At 56.1% G+C, this 19051-nt stretch carries 14 protein-coding genes; 6 read left to right on the forward strand and 8 right to left on the reverse strand.

Features of this window, described 5'->3' with window-relative positions:
- The first annotated feature begins 70 nt into the window (after nucleotides 1-70).
- Nucleotides 71-868, forward strand: a complete 798-nt coding sequence (locus tag MRBBS_RS17310; RefSeq protein WP_014872898.1) for an undecaprenyl-diphosphate phosphatase — start codon at nucleotides 71-73, stop codon at nucleotides 866-868.
- Between the two features lie 47 nt (nucleotides 869-915).
- On the opposite strand, the gene uvrD is transcribed toward MRBBS_RS17310, so the two are convergent.
- Both uvrD and MRBBS_RS17320 read right to left on the reverse strand, forming a co-directional pair.
- Nucleotides 916-3081: a DNA helicase II gene (gene uvrD, locus MRBBS_RS17315; protein ID WP_014872899.1), complete on the reverse strand. Its 2166-nt coding sequence runs from the start codon at nucleotides 3079-3081 to the stop codon at nucleotides 916-918.
- Between the two features lie 186 nt (nucleotides 3082-3267).
- Nucleotides 3268-4719: an aldehyde dehydrogenase family protein gene (locus tag MRBBS_RS17320; RefSeq protein WP_014872900.1), complete on the reverse strand. Its 1452-nt coding sequence runs from the start codon at nucleotides 4717-4719 to the stop codon at nucleotides 3268-3270.
- 231 nt (nucleotides 4720-4950) lie between these two features.
- Between MRBBS_RS17320 and MRBBS_RS17325 the strand changes: the two genes are divergently transcribed.
- The gene (locus MRBBS_RS17325) at nucleotides 4951-5967 is read left to right on the forward strand and encodes a histone deacetylase family protein (protein ID WP_014872901.1); all 1017 of its coding nucleotides are present in this window, start codon (nucleotides 4951-4953) and stop codon (nucleotides 5965-5967) included.
- 182 nt (nucleotides 5968-6149) lie between these two features.
- Nucleotides 6150-7529, forward strand: coding sequence for a nucleotide 5'-monophosphate nucleosidase PpnN (gene ppnN, locus MRBBS_RS17330; protein WP_014872902.1), 1380 nt, complete (start codon nucleotides 6150-6152; stop codon nucleotides 7527-7529).
- Between the two features lie 82 nt (nucleotides 7530-7611).
- On the opposite strand, the gene MRBBS_RS17335 is transcribed toward ppnN, so the two are convergent.
- Together MRBBS_RS17335 and MRBBS_RS17340 are read right to left on the reverse strand one after the other, a co-directional pair.
- Nucleotides 7612-7944: a c-type cytochrome gene (locus MRBBS_RS17335; protein WP_041635367.1), complete on the reverse strand. Its 333-nt coding sequence runs from the start codon at nucleotides 7942-7944 to the stop codon at nucleotides 7612-7614.
- A 291-nt stretch (nucleotides 7945-8235) separates the two neighbouring features.
- A complete protein-coding gene (locus tag MRBBS_RS17340) occupies nucleotides 8236-10461 on the reverse strand; it encodes a tRNA(Met) cytidine acetyltransferase TmcA (RefSeq protein ID WP_014872904.1) in 2226 nt (741 codons plus the stop codon).
- A gap of 94 nt (nucleotides 10462-10555) precedes the next feature.
- Here MRBBS_RS17340 and MRBBS_RS17345 point away from each other — a divergent pair, with 94 nt between their 5' ends.
- Both MRBBS_RS17345 and MRBBS_RS17350 read left to right on the forward strand, forming a co-directional pair.
- A complete protein-coding gene (locus MRBBS_RS17345; protein WP_014872905.1) occupies nucleotides 10556-12892 on the forward strand; it encodes an ATP-dependent helicase in 2337 nt (778 codons plus the stop codon).
- A 210-nt stretch (nucleotides 12893-13102) separates the two neighbouring features.
- Nucleotides 13103-14224: an OmpA family protein gene (locus tag MRBBS_RS17350; protein ID WP_014872906.1), complete on the forward strand. Its 1122-nt coding sequence runs from the start codon at nucleotides 13103-13105 to the stop codon at nucleotides 14222-14224.
- A gap of 78 nt (nucleotides 14225-14302) precedes the next feature.
- Here MRBBS_RS17350 and MRBBS_RS17355 read toward each other — a convergent pair whose 3' ends face one another.
- Entirely contained in the window at nucleotides 14303-15574 is a 1272-nt protein-coding gene (locus tag MRBBS_RS17355; protein ID WP_014872907.1) for a D-amino acid dehydrogenase, read from the reverse strand.
- Between the two features lie 84 nt (nucleotides 15575-15658).
- On the opposite strand from MRBBS_RS17355, the gene MRBBS_RS17360 reads away from it, so the two are divergent.
- Nucleotides 15659-16468: a TatD family hydrolase gene (locus tag MRBBS_RS17360; RefSeq protein ID WP_014872908.1), complete on the forward strand. Its 810-nt coding sequence runs from the start codon at nucleotides 15659-15661 to the stop codon at nucleotides 16466-16468.
- A 23-nt stretch (nucleotides 16469-16491) separates the two neighbouring features.
- Here the strand turns inward: MRBBS_RS17360 and MRBBS_RS17365 are convergent, their stop codons facing one another.
- The 3 genes from MRBBS_RS17365 to MRBBS_RS17375 all read right to left on the reverse strand — a co-directional run bounded on the left by MRBBS_RS17365 (nucleotide 16492) and on the right by MRBBS_RS17375 (nucleotide 18933).
- On the reverse strand, nucleotides 16492-17400 hold the full coding sequence (locus MRBBS_RS17365; RefSeq protein ID WP_014872909.1) for a lysine exporter LysO family protein: 909 nt from the start codon (nucleotides 17398-17400) through the stop codon (nucleotides 16492-16494).
- On the reverse strand, nucleotides 17400-17720 hold the full coding sequence (locus MRBBS_RS17370) for a DUF2288 domain-containing protein (protein WP_014872910.1): 321 nt from the start codon (nucleotides 17718-17720) through the stop codon (nucleotides 17400-17402). Before MRBBS_RS17370 ends, MRBBS_RS17365 begins: the two co-directional genes overlap by 1 nt.
- 88 nt (nucleotides 17721-17808) lie before the next feature.
- The gene (locus tag MRBBS_RS17375) at nucleotides 17809-18933 is read right to left on the reverse strand and encodes an HDOD domain-containing protein (protein ID WP_014872911.1); all 1125 of its coding nucleotides are present in this window, start codon (nucleotides 18931-18933) and stop codon (nucleotides 17809-17811) included.
- Nucleotides 18934-19051 lie beyond the last annotated feature (118 nt).

Genomic DNA, 19051 nt, shown 5'->3' on the forward strand with positions numbered 1-19051 from the left:
CCTCGCTGTGTGTAATACCTTGGCTTGTTTTAGCGCCCCGGATTGTTGTGAAACCTTGGATTGATACGATATGGACTTTTTTCAGTCGGTGTTTCTTGGCCTACTGCAGGGGCTGACCGAATTTCTGCCCATCTCCAGCTCTGCCCATCTTATTCTTACTCCAGCCCTGCTGGGCTGGCAGGACCAGGGCGTAGGCTTTGACCTGGCCGTTCATGTGGGCACCCTGCTGGCTGTGGTGCTCTACTTCCGCCGCGATGTGTTCGGCATAGCCCGCGACGGCCTGGTATCCATGACCCAGCGTCGGATTGTAGGCCAGGGTGCCATGGCGTTTTATCTTGTGATTGGCACCATCCCCGCAGGCCTGGCAGGGTTGGCGCTGCTGGACATGATCGATAACGAGCTGCGCTCACCTGCGATCATTTTCACCACCACCCTGGTGTTCGGTTTGCTGTTGGGTGTGGCCGACTGGATACCCAAACGCGATCGCTCGCTGGACTCCATTCGCTGGAAAGACGCATTAATTGTTGGCCTGGCCCAAGCCATTTCCCTGGTTCCCGGCACCTCGCGCTCGGGCATCACCATTACCGCCGGCCTATTTCTGGGCCTCAGCCGCGAAGCAGCATCCCGCTTTTCATTCCTGCTGGCCATCCCGATTACGGCGCTGGCGGCGGGTGTGAAGATTCTGGAAGTGGCGATGACGGACACCGCTTTAGACTGGACGGGCTTTCTGATCGGCGGCGTTACGTCATTCGTTATGGCCATCACAGCCATCCACTTCTTCCTGAAGTGGCTGAATAAAGTGGGTATGTGGCCGTACGTGGTTTACCGGGTGATTCTGGCTGGGGTAATTTTTACGGTTCTGATGTAGGTTCGGGTTTTGGCCGCAGCTTTTGCACCGTGCAAACGGCCAAAGCGTTAACAAGCCTCCAGCGGCGCATACGCCAACACCAGCCACTTGGCACCATCATCAAAATTAACCTGAATGCGGGTGTGATGGCCGCTGCCTTCGCTGTTCATCACCGTGCCTTCGCCGAACTTCGGATGCATTACGCGCTGCCCAAGGCTGAAACCAGACTGCTTGGCGGATTCTTGGCTGAACATACTTTCGTTAGGCCGCGCCACCATGGCCGGGCGGGTCACCGTATTTCGCAGCCGAACCTCTTGAATACAGTCGCCGGGGATTTCCCGCACGAACCGCGACAACGCATTGAACTTCTCCTGACCGTACAAACGGCGGGATTCGGCGTAGGTGATTATCAGCTTCTTCATCGCGCGGGTGATACCCACATACGCAAGACGGCGCTCTTCCTCCATACGCCCCGGTTCTTCCAGCGACATGCTGTGGGGGAACAGACCTTCTTCAACGCCGGCCATGAACACCAGCGGGAATTCCAGCCCCTTTGCGGAGTGCAAAGTCATTAACTGCACGCTGTCTTCGTGGTCTTCCGCCTGAGCTTCACCAGCGTCCAGCGCAGCCTGCGCGATGAATTCAGACAGAGGATCAATGCCCTCCTCCACTTCGTAAGTCGTCAGCGCATTTACCAGTTCTTCCAGGTTTTCCACCCGCCCCTGACCTTTTTCACCTTTTTCGCTGGCGTGGTACTCCTTCAGGCCGCTGTCGTCGATAGTCTGCTGCATCAGGCCATGCAATGTGCCGTGTTCAGCCAGCGCGGACAGTTCTTCGATGATCGACAGAAATTTCTGCAATCCGGTTTTTGCGCGGCCTTTCATCTGCCCGGCGTCCAGCATGCGCTGGGCGGACTCCCACATTGAGATGCTTTGCTCGCCGGCGTATTGGCGCAAATCGGCCAGGCTTTTAGCCCCTATACCCCGCGGTGGCAGGTTTACCACCCGCTCAAATGCAGCGTCATCGCGGCGGTAATGCACCAGGCGCAGATAAGCCAGTGCGTTGCGAATTTCCTGGCGATCGTAAAAGCGCAGGCCGCCATAAACCCGATACGGGATACCCTGACGCATCAGCGATTCTTCCAGTACGCGAGATTGGGCGTTGGAACGGTAGAGAATGGCGCATTCGGCGCGCAGGTTGCCGTCTTGCACCCAGCTGGTGATGGTGTCGGCAATGTAGTTGGCTTCGTCTTGCTCGTTAAACGCGGCGTAAAGGCTGACCGGCTCACCGTCAACCCCGTCGCTCCACAGCTCTTTACCCAGGCGGCCCTGGTTGTTGTCTATCACCCCGTTGGCGGCTTTCAAAATCAACTTGGTCGAGCGGTAATTCTGTTCCAATTTCACCAGTCGGGCATTGGGAAAATCGCGCTGGTACTGCTGGATGTTTTCGACTTTGGCGCCGCGCCAGCCGTAGATGGACTGGTCGTCGTCACCCACCACGGTTAATGGCACGCGGTTGCTGGCCAGCACTTGCAGCCAAGCGTATTGAATGGTGTTGGTGTCTTGAAACTCGTCCACCAGAATATGTTGGAAGCGTTGCTGGTAATGGGCCAGCAGTTCTGGGCGGTGCAGCCAGAGTTCGTGGGAGCGCAGCAGCAATTCGCCAAAATCCACCAGGCCGCTTTGCTGACACAGTTTTTCGTACTGGCGGTACACCCGCACCATGGTGCTGGTGAAGTGATCGCCGGGATTTTCCTGAATATGATCGGCGCGCAGACCTTCGTCTTTCTGGCTGCTAATCCACCACTGGGCCTGTTTGGGCGGGAACTGGGATTCGTCGATCTGGGCTTCGCGCATTACCCGCTTCACCATGCGCAGCTGGTCGTCGCTGTCCAGTACCTGAAAGTTTTCCGGCAGGTTTGCGTCTTTCCAGTGGGAGCGCAGCAGGCGATGGGCAATACCGTGAAAAGTGCCAATCCACAGGCCGCGAGAGGGTATGTTCATCATACCCTCAATGCGGTGACGCATTTCCTTGGCGGCTTTGTTGGTAAAAGTCACCGCCAAAAGGCCAGTTGCCGGTACCCGGTTCACCTGCATCTGCCACGCCATACGGTGCACCAGCACTCGGGTTTTGCCACTACCTGCACCGGCCAGAACCAGTAAGTGATCGCTTTGTTCCGTCACCGCCTCGCGTTGGGCGTCGTTCAGGCCGTCGATAATGTAGGAAACGTCCATAAAATGTCGCTACTGGTTAAATAAACAGGTCGGGAAGTATACCAGCCTTGAATCGCCCTTGCCGAATATGGGTGCAAGGGGTCAAATTCCACGGGTTTTAGCCAAAAAAACGGTGAGCCGCAGCCCACCGTTTTCGTTCACTCTTTCACTGACAAGCGATAACGCTTGTTTGACTAGTTAGCGCGATTAAAACCCGCGGGGTACGGTTTGCGCTTCGGTGAATTCAAACAGCCCTTCTTCGCCGCCTTCACGGCCCGTACCCGACATTTTCATACCACCAAACGGCGCCTCTGGCGTGGGGCCGGTGCCAGTGTTCCAGCCCACGTGACCAAAGCGCAGCCCGGCCGCTACGCGCTGGGCGCGTTTGACATCCGCTGTGAACACATAAGAGGCCAGGCCAAACTCGGTGTCGTTGCCGGCAGCGATGACTTCGTTTTCATCGCTAAAGCTGGCAATGGGCACCAGCGGGCCAAAGGTTTCTTCCCGCGAGCAAACCATTTGCGGGGTTACGCCAGTGATGACCGTGGGCGGGAAAAACAAATCGTCATCGTTCAACTCTGACGGCTTTTTACCGGCTACCAAAGTGGCGCCCTGCTCTAACGCATTTTCCAAGTGGCGTTTGACCTTATTGTAGCCGTCACGGTTGATCAGCGGACCCAGGTCCACGTCACCGTTGATGCCGTCACCCACGGTCATTTTTTTGACTCGTTCGGCCAGTTTCTGGCTAAAGCTGTCAACAATTTTTTCGTGGGCAAAAATACGGTTAGCGCACACGCAGGTCTGGCCACTGCCACGGAATTTGTTGGCCACCAGGTTATCAACCGCAGCGTCCAGGTCGGCGTCGTCAAACACGATAAACGGCGCGTTACCACCCAGCTCCAGCGCCAGTTTTTTCACTGAATAAGCGCTGTCTATGATCAGCTGGCGCCCCACTTCGGTGGAACCGGTAAAGCTGAGCATGGGTACATCTGGGCTTTCGCTCAGCGCTTTGCCAATCATGCTGGCTTTACCCATCACCAGATTCACCATACCCGCGGGCAGATCAACGTATTTATCCATCAAAGTGAACAGCGCAACCATGGTCAGCGGGGTGGCGCTGGCGGGTTTGATCACCGACGGACAACCGGCTGCCAGAGCCGCCGACAGCTTTTTTGCAATCATGCCAATGGGGAAGTTCCAGGGCGTAATCAGGCCCACCACGCCGACCGGGCGAAAATGCACAGTCCAACTGCAACCTTTGGGCTTTTGGTCCAGGTTCCGCGGGCTCAACACCTCAATATTTTTGGCGCAGTAATCGAAGAAGCCGGCGGCATAGTCCACTTCGCCCTGAGCTTCGTTTAACGGTTTGCCGTGTTCAAGGCACAAAATACGGCCCATCTCTGCGCGATTGGCGGTCAGGGCATCACGAATGTCTTCCAGCCACTTACGGCGGGTTTCCAGCGGGTAAGGCGCGGTCAGTTTTTCGGCCTTTTTTGCCGCGGCTATGGCATCGTGCACCTGTTGCTCGGTTACAAACGGCACCTTGGCAATAACGGCACCGGTCGCCGGGTTATCCACGTCAAAGGTCTCAGCAGCGGCTTGTTGCCACTGGCCACCGGCGTATCCGGTTATGTTCTGCAATAACGGTGATTCGATCATTCAGGCTCCCTTACGTGATAGTCAGGCTGTTGCAATAGCGCTCAAGCTGCTGCGATACGATCTGAACGCTCGATCGCAGAAACGCAAATTCTTCCTAACTATAGTGGATGCTGTCCGGCAACCTGTAAAGCTGGCAGCGCTTTTTGCGGACTACGTTTTTTTGACCCACGCCAGTCAGTGCCTATACTCGGGTGAGCATGCACTATCGCTCTCTAAAAAGGCCTCCGTAATATGAAAGCATTTTTTCACCCTGCACAAGATCAGCACAGCCCGCAGTCGTACTTTACCCGCGGCCAAATGCGCCAACCGCAAGAAGTGGCAGACCGCACCCGGGAAATGTTGGCGGGCCTGAAGGCCAGCGGTATTCCGGTGCTGCATCCGGCTGATCAAGGCGCGGGCCCCATTGGCAAGGTCCACGATCTGAGTTATCTACGCTTTCTGGAATCTGCCCACAGGCGCTGGAAGGCGATGGGCGATGACTGGGGTGATGAGGTCATGTCCAATATTTTTGTGCACAGCCCCAACGCCTTGAAAGGCGTTCTGGCCGAGGCCGCACGTTACCAGGCCGACGGTAGCAGCCCCATTGGCAAACACACCTGGGACGCCGCCTACTGGTCGGCACAGACCGCCCTGGGCGCGGCCGACGCCTTGATGGCAGGGGAGCATATCACCTATGCCGTATGCCGCCCGCCAGGCCATCATGCCCGCCGCGCAGCCGCCGGTGGTTTCTGCTATCTGAATAACGCGGCCATTGCTGCCGAGCGCCTGCGCAGCCGATATCAGCGTGTAGCCATACTCGACACCGACATGCATCACGGCCAAGGTATTCAAGAAATTTTCTACAACCGCAGCGACGTACTTTACGTTTCGGTGCACGGCGACCCCACCAACTTTTACCCGGTGGTGGCCGGTTATGAAGAGGAACGCGGCGAAGGCGAAGGCTACGGTTACAACATCAACCTGCCCATGCCCCACGGCTCTGATGAAGAGTATTTTTTCAGTAAGGTGGAAGAAGCCCTGACCGCGCTGAAGCTGTACCAGCCGGATGTTATTGTACTGGCCTTGGGCTTTGATATTTACAAGAACGACCCGCAAGCCAAAGTGTCAGTGTCCAGCGAGGGCTTCTGTCGTTTGGGCAACCACATTCGCCAACTGGGTCTGCCAACACTGACGGTGCAGGAAGGCGGCTATGATCTGGACACCCTGAGTCACAACGTACAGCAATTTTTTAAGGGGCTGACTGGCTAAGACCTACTGCGGCAAAGCACGTTGAAGATCGCTTCGCTGGATTCCAACCCAGTCTGGAATCCAGCGTTATTGAGTAGCACGTCGCCAAAAAAACACTTAGTGTAGCGCCTCGGCCGCCGGCAATCGGATGAGCACCCGTGCGGTGGAGGATGCCGGCCGCATACCAAGGAGTTTTACGACCGATGAATGAACCCACCATCAACGCGTTGGTGTCGCCCGAAGGCAGCCTCGAAATCCTGTCTAACCATGAAGTAAACCGCCTGAAAGACCGCAGCGAAGGCGGCCTTTACCGGCTGTTCCGCCAGTGCGCACTGGCCGTGCTGAACACCGGAGCGGTTACCGACGATTGCCAGGATTTGATGACGGCCCACAGCGACTTTGAGGTGCACCTGGTTCCCCAGCCCCGCGGCCTGAAACTGGAACTGATCAATGCACCTCACCATGCCTTTGTCGACAATGAAATGCTGCGTGCCAATCGCGAACATTTATTTTCGGTGTTGCGCGACATCGTATACACCCATTCCAGCCCGCTGTTCATTGAAGCCAACCGGCATCCGCGGCCGGAAGATCTGACCAATATGGTGTTTCACATTCTGCGCAACGCGCGCGTGCTGAAACCGGGGCGACAGCCAGACATGGTGGTGTGTTGGGGTGGCCATTCCATCAGCCATGAAGAATACCAATACAGCAAAGAAGTGGGCCATCAGTTGGGCCTGCGTGAACTGAGCATTTGCACCGGCTGCGGCCCCGGCGCCATGAAGGGCCCGATGAAAGGCGCCACCATAGGCCACGCCAAGCAGCGGGTAAAAGACGGTCGCTACATTGGCATTACCGAACCCGGCATAATCGGCGCCGAGGCACCCAATCCGATTGTGAACGAACTGGTGATCATGCCGGATATAGAAAAACGCCTGGAAGCCTTTGTGCGCCTTGGCCACGGCGTGATTGTATTCCCCGGTGGTGTGGGCACAGCGGAAGAAATTCTTTACCTCTTGGGTATTCTGTTGCACCCAGACAACGCCGATATTCCCTTCCCGGTGGTGTTTACCGGCAGGCGCGAGAACGCTGATTATTTTGAAATGATCGACAAGTTTATCCGCAACGCCCTAGGTGACGACGCCGCGAAGCGCTATGAAATTATCATCGACGATCCGGTGCGGGTAGCGCGCACCATGAAACTCGGCATGCAAGAGGTCGAAACCTTCCGCCGCGCCATGCAAGACGCCTATTACTTTAATTGGACGTTAAAAATAGACCCTGTGTTTCAGCTGCCATTTGAGCCGGACCACGCCAACATGCGCGCCTTGGAACTGCATCGCGATCAGCCAGTGCACTTGATTGCGGCAAATCTGCGCAAAGCCTTCAGCGGTATTGTTGCGGGTAACGTAAAAGAAGAAGGAATTCAAAAGGTGAGTGCACATGGCCCGTTCGAAATTGCGGGCGATCCCAGCCTGATTAAGCCTTTGGAAGCCATGCTGGAACAGTTTGTGGCTCAAAACCGGATGAAACTACCCGGCACCTCGGCTTATAGGCCAAGTTACCGGATTATCAGCAAGGCTTAACCTGTCATCTGGCTAAGTTGACGGGCATCTTAGCCAGACGTAACAACACCTCACTCTTTTGCAAAACGGACTGCGGGATGGCTTATTTGCCGCCTGCAGGCAGACTGGCAAAATACGCCGACAGGTTGGCAATATCTTCATCACTCAGTGCCATTGCCTGGCCCTGCATAATGGCCGCCATGCCGCCATTACGTTCCTTGCTTCTGTAGGCCTTCAGCGACGACACCAAATACATCTCGTGCTGGCCCGCCAGATTCGGATACATCGGGATTAACGCAATACCGTTCTGGCCATGGCAGGCGGCACACACGGCTGCTTTTGCCTCGCCAGCGGCCGCATCTCCAGCACTGGCCATCATCGGCAGCGCGGCACTGATTGCAAAAATACCTGCAACCGCAAAGTGCTTCAATTTCATTAGGGCAACCCTCTCATTTTTTTCAAATCAAATGTTCGCAATGTCTTCTACGCGAGTAACAGCGGATGACACATCCCTTTAGTATAGCCAATTATTGTTATAGCACGTGCCAAACCCTTCAAAAATGCGATAGATCAAGACCCAATTTTCTTGTCGCGGATGATAACAGCACCCGCCCTCGATACCACGGAGATTTTTGTGCCGGCCGACATCCAAAAACTGGCCTGCTATTTTCGAACATCTGATGGCGGCGGATATCAATAATGAGTGGTGGTATCAGTGTACGGCCAATCAACCCAGCGCCAGCCAGTCTGCAACCATCAATCTAAGTTGCTGTTCGGCATCGCGCTGGCCTCTGCAGAGATTCTCGCGCTGAAGCTCAGCCCAGCTGCGGCCCTGCACCACAGAGCGGCACCAAAGCGCGCACTGCGCGGGCTGCAATGCGGTCAGCCAGTCTGCGGCGCCAACGCAGCGGCTAAGAATTTGTAGCGCCGGCAGGGTCAGCTCAAAGCCGCGATGGCCAGCGGCGAAATACTGTAAATCGCGAATGTCTTCGGCATCGGGTTGCGGGCCGGATGGCAGACTGCGCATTATGGCAGCCATCAGTTCCGGCTGACATTGAACCCATTGGCGCCCGGCCAGCACCAACCAATGCCGGCCTAGGCGCTGCTGTAAATCCGCTACCAAACGCTCGCCCGCTGCACTGAGCCCGCACACAGCCTGTAACGGGTATTCACCACTGCTGGCCTCCTGGCTGAAGCCCAAGCGGACCGGCTGCAACCCCTGGCGCTGCCAAAAGGCCAAGAGCGCAGGCGTGCCACCAAAGCTGCTGCCGATATAATCAAAGCCCTCCGCTGTGGCATAGGCCTGAGCGGCCGCTATTAGGCGCTGACCAATACTTCTGCGCCGCTGCGGGGCCGCCACCGCAATTCTCGTTATCCGTAAACTGCGCTGCTGCGCCGCTTGCGGCAGGCCCGCGTGCAACGCCAGCGACTGTGCCAACAAATGTCCACGCAGCCGGCGCCGCCCAAGACTGACCTGCTGCGCTAAAAGCGCTGAAAATTCGCCTTCGCCCTGAGCCCACAACAACCCCACGGTGCGCCCATTAATGCGAGCGCGCCAGCTGACGGCTGCGGAGTCGTCCAACCACTGGCGCAGATCTGCAGGCGTCGTGCGGTAATGAGCGCTCACCAACAGCCCAAAGGCTTCCGCCAAGTCGTTTTCTGTTGCCTGAGCCGGCTGCCAGCGCTCTACTTCCAACACCGGCGAAGGATCAGGAGCTTGCTGTTGGGTATTGCCCTGACTCGTTGCAGCCAGCATGAACAAGCGGAAAACCAGCGGTTCCAACGGGTCACTGGAGGCCCATCGCACCGGCTGCGAAAGCGTACGCTCTCGCCAGTGCGGCGTGTGTTGGTCCAATTGTTCGCGAAAGCGCACCGCAAATCCCCGTCCGGCGCCTTCGTAACCGTGAACGGTGGTGGCAAAGGCCACCCTGGGCCAGCCCAGCAAAATACGCTGCAACAGCGGCGCGGCTATGGCGGCGGCTTCGTCCACCATCACAACTTCTGCGGCAGGTTTGTCCGCCAGCAGCTGCTGCGGCAATAAAAACATCAGGCTGGCGCCGCTGGTGGTGATCAACTGAGTAGCCGATTGACTTTGTAGTTGGGCTCCCAGGCGCTCACGGGCGTGAGCCATAACGGTGGCGACCTGTTCGGCCGAAGGCGCAGTCAACAATACTCGCTGGCGGCCCCGCAACAGTAATTCCGCTGCCGCCAGGCCCAGGGCTGCCGATTTTCCGCGGCCGCGATCGGCGGTAATTACCAGCGGACGGCGCCGGCGCCCCAAGCCAAAACGCACCAGCGCTTGCACCAGCTGGTCCTGCTCGGGCCCGCCGCCAACCCAAAAAGCCGTTGCGGGTCGGCGACGACTTAATTCATCCCTCACACGGCCCAGTTCTGAGTTTATGGTAGCGCTCGCTCGCTCATCCGCACTTTCTACCACTCTCTCATTCGCACTCACATACTCACTCATCTTCAGCCGAATGACGTCCGGCGCATCACACAGTATCTTCGCCAAACGCTCAGCAAAGGGATGTTCAGTAGCCTGATCGAGGCCGGTGCGGGCGTAGTCCGGGTCAGCAAATGTGCCCCATTGCGCCAGCGGCGGCATCAGCCAGAACCATAGGCCGCCAGCCGTTAATGTGCCAGACAGCGCCGCCAGCCCGTCAGGCGGGTTACCACTAAAGCCGTCCCACACCAGCAGGTCTAGCTCGCGCCCAAGCCAAGTTCTTGCTTGCGCCGGTGTCGCTACGTGCAAAGCCGGCAGCGGGCTGTCGGCCTTGGTGCTAACCCATAAGCCCTGATCTGCTCTCAGAAATGGCAATTCTGCCGCCAACCAGTTCAATGCTGCATTGCGGTCGCCCTCAATCAGTACGAGCCTACGCTCACCGGCGTGCCGCAATTCAACTCGCAGGGACTGCAATGCGCGGGTACTGGGTGAATCCGGTGTAGACGTCATACAAGAGTGCTCTTGAACTGCTGAATATGAAAAATGACGACGCCATTATGGAACAGGCCTGTGCCCGCGGCCAGTTGCCGATTACAATGGCGCCATGCCACAGCAACCACCCGCTACCGATTACCAGCATCAACCCCACACTGCCGCCCCGGCCCTGGCGAATCCAGCGGCACAAATCCCCCTGCCCGAGTTTCTGACTAATGAGCAACGGAACATTATCAGCGCCGGCTTTGAACACGCGGTGATTACCGCGGTCGCCGGCAGTGGCAAAACCACAACCCTGGCCTGGCGTATTCGCTATCTGCTGCACCAGGGACACGATCCCGCCCGCATGCTAGTGCTGATGTTCAACCGCAGCGCCAAAATGGATTTCGAACGCAAACTGCAAGCGGTGTGCGGCAATAGCGGCTTGGCGCTGCCGGAAATACGGACCTATCACGCCATGGGCCTGCGGCTTTACCGGCGCTTTGTGCGAGAGGGCTACCTGCCCAATTTTTCCGCTAACATTCTCAGCGACCAGGAAATTAACTATCAGGTGTTTCAGCTCAGTCGCCGGCTAGTGCCGGAAGACCTGGCAGAGGAGCTGCGGCGGAATAAAAAAGAGTTTATAGAAACCGCCATCGGCTTTATTGACCGGGTGAAAACCAGCCTTTCGCCTGCTGAAATCGTGTTTGAAGACATGGAATTCACAGAACGCCAGCGCTATCTGATTGACCTGTTCCACAGTTTCGAACAATGGCGCAAAGGCCAGAGCCGTATCAGTTTTGCCGACATGCTGTACGAGCCAGTCATGGCCATTCACCAGAACCCACCCCTGCAAAGGCTGGTGGCCAATAAAATGGACCTGATTCTGGTCGACGAGTATCAGGACACCAACGAAATTCAGCACTTGCTGCTGCGCTATGTAGCCGGCGACCGGGCCCGGGTAACCGTAGTGGGCGATCCAGACCAAACCATCTACGAATTTCGTGGTGCCAAACCGGAGTTTATTTTGCGCCGCTTCAGCGACGAGTTTGAAAGCCCGCTGGAACAAACACTAAGCTACAGCTTCCGCTATGGCCACCGGGTAGCGCTGCTGGCTAACCACCTGATTCACAACAACAGTGGCCGTAAGGACTTACTGTGCCATGCGCATCCGTCTACGCCTGCCACCATCATTACCCTGCATCGCCACGACAATGACGCCGATACCGTGTTGCAGCTGCTGCAGGTTATGACAGCAGAACAACTGACCAATACCGCCATTCTGTTCCGGGTATGGAGCCAAAGCGTGGCCATTGAGCTGAAGCTATTGGCGCGGCAAGTGCCCTACCGTATTGATGCCGGTAAAGGAGCGCTGTTCAGCCGCGAAGTTCAGGCGATTATAGCGCTGCTGCAGATAGTAACCGGACAGCTTACGCAATTACCCGACAGCGACCGCCTGGAGTTGGCGCGGCAACTGCTCCGGTTTCCCCACGTTGGCCTGAAAGAGCCGGAGCTGGACCAGCTTGCACGCTATTTGGCCGGTTTTGGCGAAGACTGGGCACAACGCATACTGGCGATGGACTTTAACGCCTTGGCTCCCATGGCCGCCCGCAAGCTGCGCAAACTGGCAGAAACACTGAACCAGCTCAGTGGCTATCGCGGCCCGGTGGCCGGGCTGATCAGCGTGTACGCTGACAGCACCGACCTGTACGACGGCATTCGCAGTCTGGCCCTGACCCACGACAATGCGGAAGAGCGAATCAACACCATTCACGGCTTTCGCCAATACCTGAAAAGCCTGGATATTAACGCCGAAAAAGCTCTTGCCCACCTGCACACGCTGAAGCAACAAGCCGGCGCCCACCGCAACGACGGGCAAAACACCAAGCCCGTCGGCGTTCTGCTGTCGACCATTCATCGCACCAAGGGTCTGGAGTGGCCGACGGTGATCGTGCCCGGTCTTCAGGAAAAGTACCTACCTTATAGCCCACGCGCCGAAGACAACCTACGCGCCCACCTGGAAAGTGAACGGCGCTTGTTGTACGTAGCCATTACTCGCAGCAGGCAGCAGTTGCACTTAATCACGCGCCCTGCAAGCAGCCGTCCTCACCTGGACGGCGAACAGGGCCCCAGCCGCTTTGTTGCAGAGTGTTGTTTTGAGCTATCCGATGAACTGGGCGGCGCTTTGCATCAATTGGAAGGCAGCAATGCGATCACGCTGAACGCCCCGCTAACGGCTATCAGCGAGCGTTACGGTCGCCGCGTAGGCATAACCCTGAGCGGCGACGCAAGCCAAGAATGCAATGACCAGCCCCTATGGCAGCGGGAACGGCTGCAACACGCCATATTTGGCGCTGGAACCGTTGTCAGCGAAGATGAAAGAGCCTTTGAGGTTCGATTTGATAACGGCGATACTCTCAATTTCAGCAAGCAAAGCGCTCACCTCTACTTCAGCACGTTAAGTTAACGCCGATTTAGCTGTAAAAATCATTTTTATTCGATTTTAATTTATCGGCTGGGCTCGAAATTCACATCCATACCCGTATAACTCCTAAGGTAACATTACGTAAGCTTGTTTTGAGTTTTGCGCGCCAATGGCCTAATTTAGCGATCTCGGTTCACGTCAATCACAAATCGTAGATTTCCTGGAACTTAATAATCGAAATGGAGAGCGTTTATGAAATTTTTGCGTCCGGTAGCTATTGCAGCCCTTGCTTCATCTTTTGCAGTTCCTGCATTGGCTGAGCGCCAGGAAACGATTTACCTGAACCCGTTTGCCGGTTTCCAGTACTTTGGTGACAAGCGCGACCTGGATGAGTCTGGCACCTACGGTGTCGGCATTGAATATCGCTTTTTGCCGAACTGGGCCATAGAAACTGTCTATTCGCGCGCTGATGCAGAGCGTAAATACAGCAGTGGCGCCATTGATTTTGACGAAGTACGTGTAGACGGTACCTACTACTTTGCCGGCCCGGATCGCACCTGGAACCCATACCTATCGGTGGGTGCTGGTCATGCCAGCTTTGACGGCACTGGCCCGTCTACCCCGGGCTTCAACAGCGACGAAACTCGCGTAAACCTGGGTGCCGGCGTACGTTACAACATCAGTGATCGCATATCCTTGCGTGGCGATCTGCGTGAATTCCACGGCATTGATGACAGCACTTTCGACACCATGGCGTCTTTGGGTATCAGTGTTGCCTTCAATCGTACCGTTGGCCAGGCAGCTCCCGTTGTACCAGCACCCCAGCCGCCGACTGATGCTGACAACGACGGCGTGCCCGATGCCCGCGACCAGTGCCCTAACACCCCCCGCGGCACCAAAGTTGACGCCAACGGTTGTGAATTAGACAGCGATAAAGACGGCGTAGTGGACAGCAAAGACAAGTGCCCGAACACCGCAGCTGGAATGAAAGTCGACAAAGACGGCTGTGAAGGCGTGGTTAAAACCATCGACACCTTCGAGATTGACGTTCAATTCCCTCTGAACAGCGCCGAAATCGGTGCCGCTTATGACAGCCAGATCCGTCGTGTTGCCGATGCACTGCGCGCAAACAGCACCACTTACGTTGAAATTGCCGGTCACACCGACAGTACCGGTGGGGATGTGTACAACCAAGAGTTGTCAGAACGCCGCGCCGCAGCCGTTGCCAATCGTCTGACAGGCACACTGGGCGTTAACTCAGATCGCGTATCCAGCAAAGGCTACGGTGAAGCCGAGCCCATTGCTACCAACAGCACTGACGCTGGCCGTGCGGCCAACCGTCGAGTTGAAGCTCGCATTCAGGTGCGTCGCTAAGACATCCAAGTGATAAAGTGAAGTAAAAAAAGGCACCTTCGGGTGCCTTTTTTTTGTCTCTATACAATCATTAGCGGCCTACTCGCTAAAACGCTCCGGGCGGAAAGCATCCAGACACACAGCCGGCTCCTGGTTATCGATCACACTGGCGATCACATCCGCGCTTCCAGCGGCAAGCGTCCAGCCAAATACACCGTGGCCGGTATTTAAATACAAATTTTCGCGGTTACCACGGCCAATAATCGCAGGGCCGTCTGGCGTCATCGGGCGGAACCCTGTCCAGCTCTCTGCACTATCGATATCGGTGCAACCCGGAAAGCGACCGCGAACCGCCTTTTTAATCGTTTCAAGGCGTACCTGCGGAATGCTCCGGTCAAAATCATTCAATTCCACAAACCCCGTTGCCCGCAAACGGTCGCCCAAGCGGGTCATAACTACTTTGTACCGGTCATCATGTACGGTAGAAATTGGCGCTTTCTGTTCATCGGTGATGGTTGCCGTCAGGCTGTAACCTTTCACCGGATAAATTGGCAATGGCTGACCCAATGGCCGGGTCAGTTTGTCAGACCAGCAACCGGCGCTGACAACAACCGCATCAGCGTTCAGATTTTCCCGCTGCCCGTCTTTGCTACGCAACATGATGCTATTAACACGCCGATCGTCTGCCAGCAGTTGTTCTACGTCTACCTCATAGCGAAACACCACGCCTTTTTCTTCACAGGCCCGCGCCAGCTCGCGGCTGAACAGGTGGCAGTCGCCAGTGCCGTCAGTGTCATAGCTAATCGCGCCATAAAGTGGCCCGTTGCCGCTCAGGCCAGGCTCTAACTGTTCTACCTCGGCGGCGTTCAAAATACGTGCGGGAATGTCCATACTCTTCAGCAAGCGTTGAGTTCTGCGATAGCCGTCCAACGCCTCCGGCGTGCTGGCTAAATGCAGCAGACCTTTATGAGCACCGTCAAAGTTTAGCTCGAGCTCGTTTTCCAGAACCAGGAAACGCTCGCGGCTGTGCTTGGCCAGGCGCAACATGGCGCGCCGGTTAAAACCGAAGAGCCCTGGCGACCAGGCGTAGCGCAACGTCGAAAACATGAAACGAAGGGTTGCCAGCGACGGCGGCATCCCCGTTTTTAGCGGCCCGTCCTGTTTTACCAACCAAGGCAGTGCTTTTAGCACCATAGCCGGATCTGCCCAAGGGTACACAACACCATAAGAACGCTGAGCTGCGTTGGCCTTACTGGTTTCGTTCCCAGCCAAGCTGTGTCGCTCCAGAACGGTCACTTGATGGCCGCGGCGACAAAGTTCCCAAGCTGTGGTTACACCAACCACACCACCACCAATCACCACAACGTGCATAGAACTCTCCTTTGGCTGGGTGAACAAAGCGTAAAACTGTTAATATTGCGACATTCTTTGCCGACAACGTACTGCGAGTGACTCATGAGTAAGAATCGTCGTGAAATTCCACGTTTTGATCACCCTATAATAGAAACCCACTGCCATCTGGACTACCTCAAAGAACGCCCACTTGAAGATATCCTACTGCAAAGTGAGCAGCTAAATATTGAGCGCATCATCACGATTGCGGTCGCTCCGGATAATCTTGAGCGAGTGCGGCAACTGAGCCAGATGGCACCCTGGATTTATGGCACCCAAGGAATTCATCCCCACGAAGCCGAAACCTACAACGATGAAGTGGAGGCTGAAATCCGCACCCACGCCGGCGATACAAAAATCGTCGCGGTCGGCGAAATCGGACTGGATTATTATTACGATCACGCTGACCACGAAGTACAGCGCACTGTATTTCGCCGCCAGCTTCAAATTGCCTGCGACTGCAACAAACCGGTCGTAATTCACAGCCGCGACGCCGACGACGACATGATCGAGATTCTACGCGAATTCGAAGCAAGCCTGACCCGGCGCGGAGTGATTCACAGTTTTACCTCCGGCCCCGGGCTGGCGCGCTACGCCCTGGACCAGGGCTGGTGCCTGGGCTTTAACGGCATAACGACCTTCACCAAAGCCGAAAACGTACGGGACATTGTACGAATGTCGCCCATCGAACAAATTCTGCTGGAAACCGACGCGCCGTTTTTGACTCCGGTACCCTATCGCGGGCGTGAGAACGCGCCTTGTTACCTGCCCTTTGTGGCCGAAAAAATTGCTGAAGTAAAAGAGCTGCCATTGCAGCAGGTAATCGAACAGACCTACCACAACAGCTTACGCACGTTTTTTCCTGCGGGCTAAAACCGCAAGCGGGTCAGACTTGCCTAGCCTAATGACAAAAACAGCCCCATAAATACCGGGGCGAAAAACGACAACACAAACCCAGACGCAATAGCCACCGGCACGCAGGCCAGGCCACCGCTGCTGCGAATCACCGGCAGAGTGAAATCCATAGCGGTGGCGCCGCCATAACCTATGGCGAGTGCTGGCCGTTTAGCGATAACCAGCGGAATGATGGCCAGAGCAATGATTTCACGCAGCACGTCGTTCATAAACGCTACCCCGCCCCAGGCCGGGCCCATGGCATCACCAATAACAATTCCCGACAACGAATAAAAGCCAAAGCCGGAAGTCAGTGCCAATGTCTGATTCCATGGCAAGCCTAGCACCGGTATCAGCAGCACACCCGCCATCATCGAACTGGCCATTAGAACCAGCGCAATGCCCAGGCCTTGCACGTTCACCAGCAACTTGCGCAGGGACAAACCAGCGTTACGAAGTTGTAAGCCAATCAGCAGCAACAACAGCATTAGCAGGCCAGTGGCGAGCTGATCAATAAACGGTACCGCCGGCAACAGGTAATAGCCCAACAACAAGCCAGCGAGCGCCGCGATCAATGGCTTAAACGCCGCCATGATCAGCCGCCGATAGCTAGGACTAGCCGACTCTTCCGCGCGGTTCACTGTCAGCGGGCGCCAACGGTGGAACAACCACAAACCACCCATATTACACAGTAACAACAGTGCCACCAGGGCCAACACCTGGCTTGCCATGGTGCTAAGCTGACTGCCCAAACCTTCCATTTGCCCTAGCCCTAAACCAAGCATACCCAGAATCAGGTACACCATCGTTTCTACCAGGTAGTGAATAACCGTCATCGCTCGACGGTTGGAAATGGAAATGGCAAAACCCAGAAACAACGGCGCCAGTATGAGCAGCACTCCGGTCAGCATCAGTGCATTACGCCATCGGCACGGTCTTGCACCAGCACCCAGGGCGCGATCACCACTGCCCACAACTCGGCATTGTTTTGGTGCCAGCCGCGGGCCAGATCCGGCGAAACATCGCCCACCTTGCCGCTGGCCAACCAGTGTTCAAACTGCGCTTTGTTGTCGGCAACCAGCTCGCACGCCACGTTTAGTAAATCGGTGTCGGCGGCCACTCTCACAACTTGCCCGCGGGCATAATGCGTTTGCAGGTCATGCCAGTGAATGCGGGAGGTTTCAAGATTCAGTCGGGCTTTGATTTCATTCACAGATTCAGAAGAAGACATAACGGCCTTGATGGAGGGTTGTCAAAATGCGCGACAAATTTTAACCGATTGCCTGAATAGCAGCCACCGTTTGAAGCAAGACCGTGCTTTAACTTGAGCCATCCAGACCGAGTCGGCGCTGTAACCACTGACCGTCATCACTGTCTATTAGACCACTCTCGTATAACCCGGCAGCCCGCATAATCAGTTTCGACTGAATCACTGTTTCTCGCGGTAGAAAATGTACAGCACCAATCGCCTCCCGCAGCGGCAGCGGCAGGCGCCACTGCACTTTAATCTGATTGCCCAAGGGTTGCGCCCAGTCGGCCAGAGCTTGGTCTATCTCCTCCGCGCTCAGGGCTTTTTCGCCTGCTTTACAGTACTGTTGCATCAGTTTTAACGCCGCTAAGTCTCCTACCCGGCTCAACAATCCGGCGGTATGGCAGGGTACGGCAGGCTCACCGAGCTTCAATGCCAGCCGGTAAGCCGTGTCGGCCACGGCCACAGCCTGCGCCAGCAACTCTTTTGCTTTTTCTGCCAGTATCGGATGCGCCAACTGGCCACAAATATCCAACGACAGCGCCAGCGCGTAATTCAGTGCCATCGGTACACCCAGAGCCAGAATGGCATCCTTCAACGTTGTCACCGGCAGTCCGGAGCGGCGAAAAGAAATACTGCCCGCTACCGCAAGTAAACGCGCCGTTACTGAAACTTCGTTACGCCATGATTGCACCAGCTCTGCCGCGCTGACATCCTCGCTGCGCTGAAGCAGCTCGATTATTCCAGCGGTGTTCGGGGCTCCGGGTAGCTGCACCATAGTGCTTACAGCTGCTGCAATGTGCTCGTTCAGATTCATGCTGTCACCTACCTGTCCCTGGGGGAGCAAACTGCGTAGCCGCTGGTGCAGTAATTCAACGCTGAACGGTTTACTGACAAAGCCACTGATGCCCAGGCGGGCCGCCTTCAATATGGATTCACGATCAGCTATTCGGCTGAGCATTAACACGGGCACCTCGCTTTGCGAGCGGCGCACACGGCGAATCAGTTCTAGGCTGCTGCCATCGGGAAGGTGCAAATCCGCCAGTATCAAATCCGCTCCGTGAACTTCCCAGTGGTCCGACGCGTTCTGCACAAAGCCAAATCTGTGCACTCGCACCCTTGAGTCTACACCGACGCAAATACTGGTCAGCAAAGCTGCCATGTTGTCGTCGCTGTCAACAATCAACACATTCATCCTGAGGCCTTTTCTTGTTGTGAAACTTACCAAAACGACGCACCTGCCAAAAACTTTTCGACAGGCTTCAAACGTACGATCGTAAACTGCGCCCATATCACTACAGACTTTGATGCTC

The organism is Marinobacter sp. BSs20148 (genome assembly GCF_000283275.1).
Lineage (GTDB): Bacteria > Pseudomonadota > Gammaproteobacteria > Pseudomonadales > Oleiphilaceae > Marinobacter > Marinobacter psychrophilus.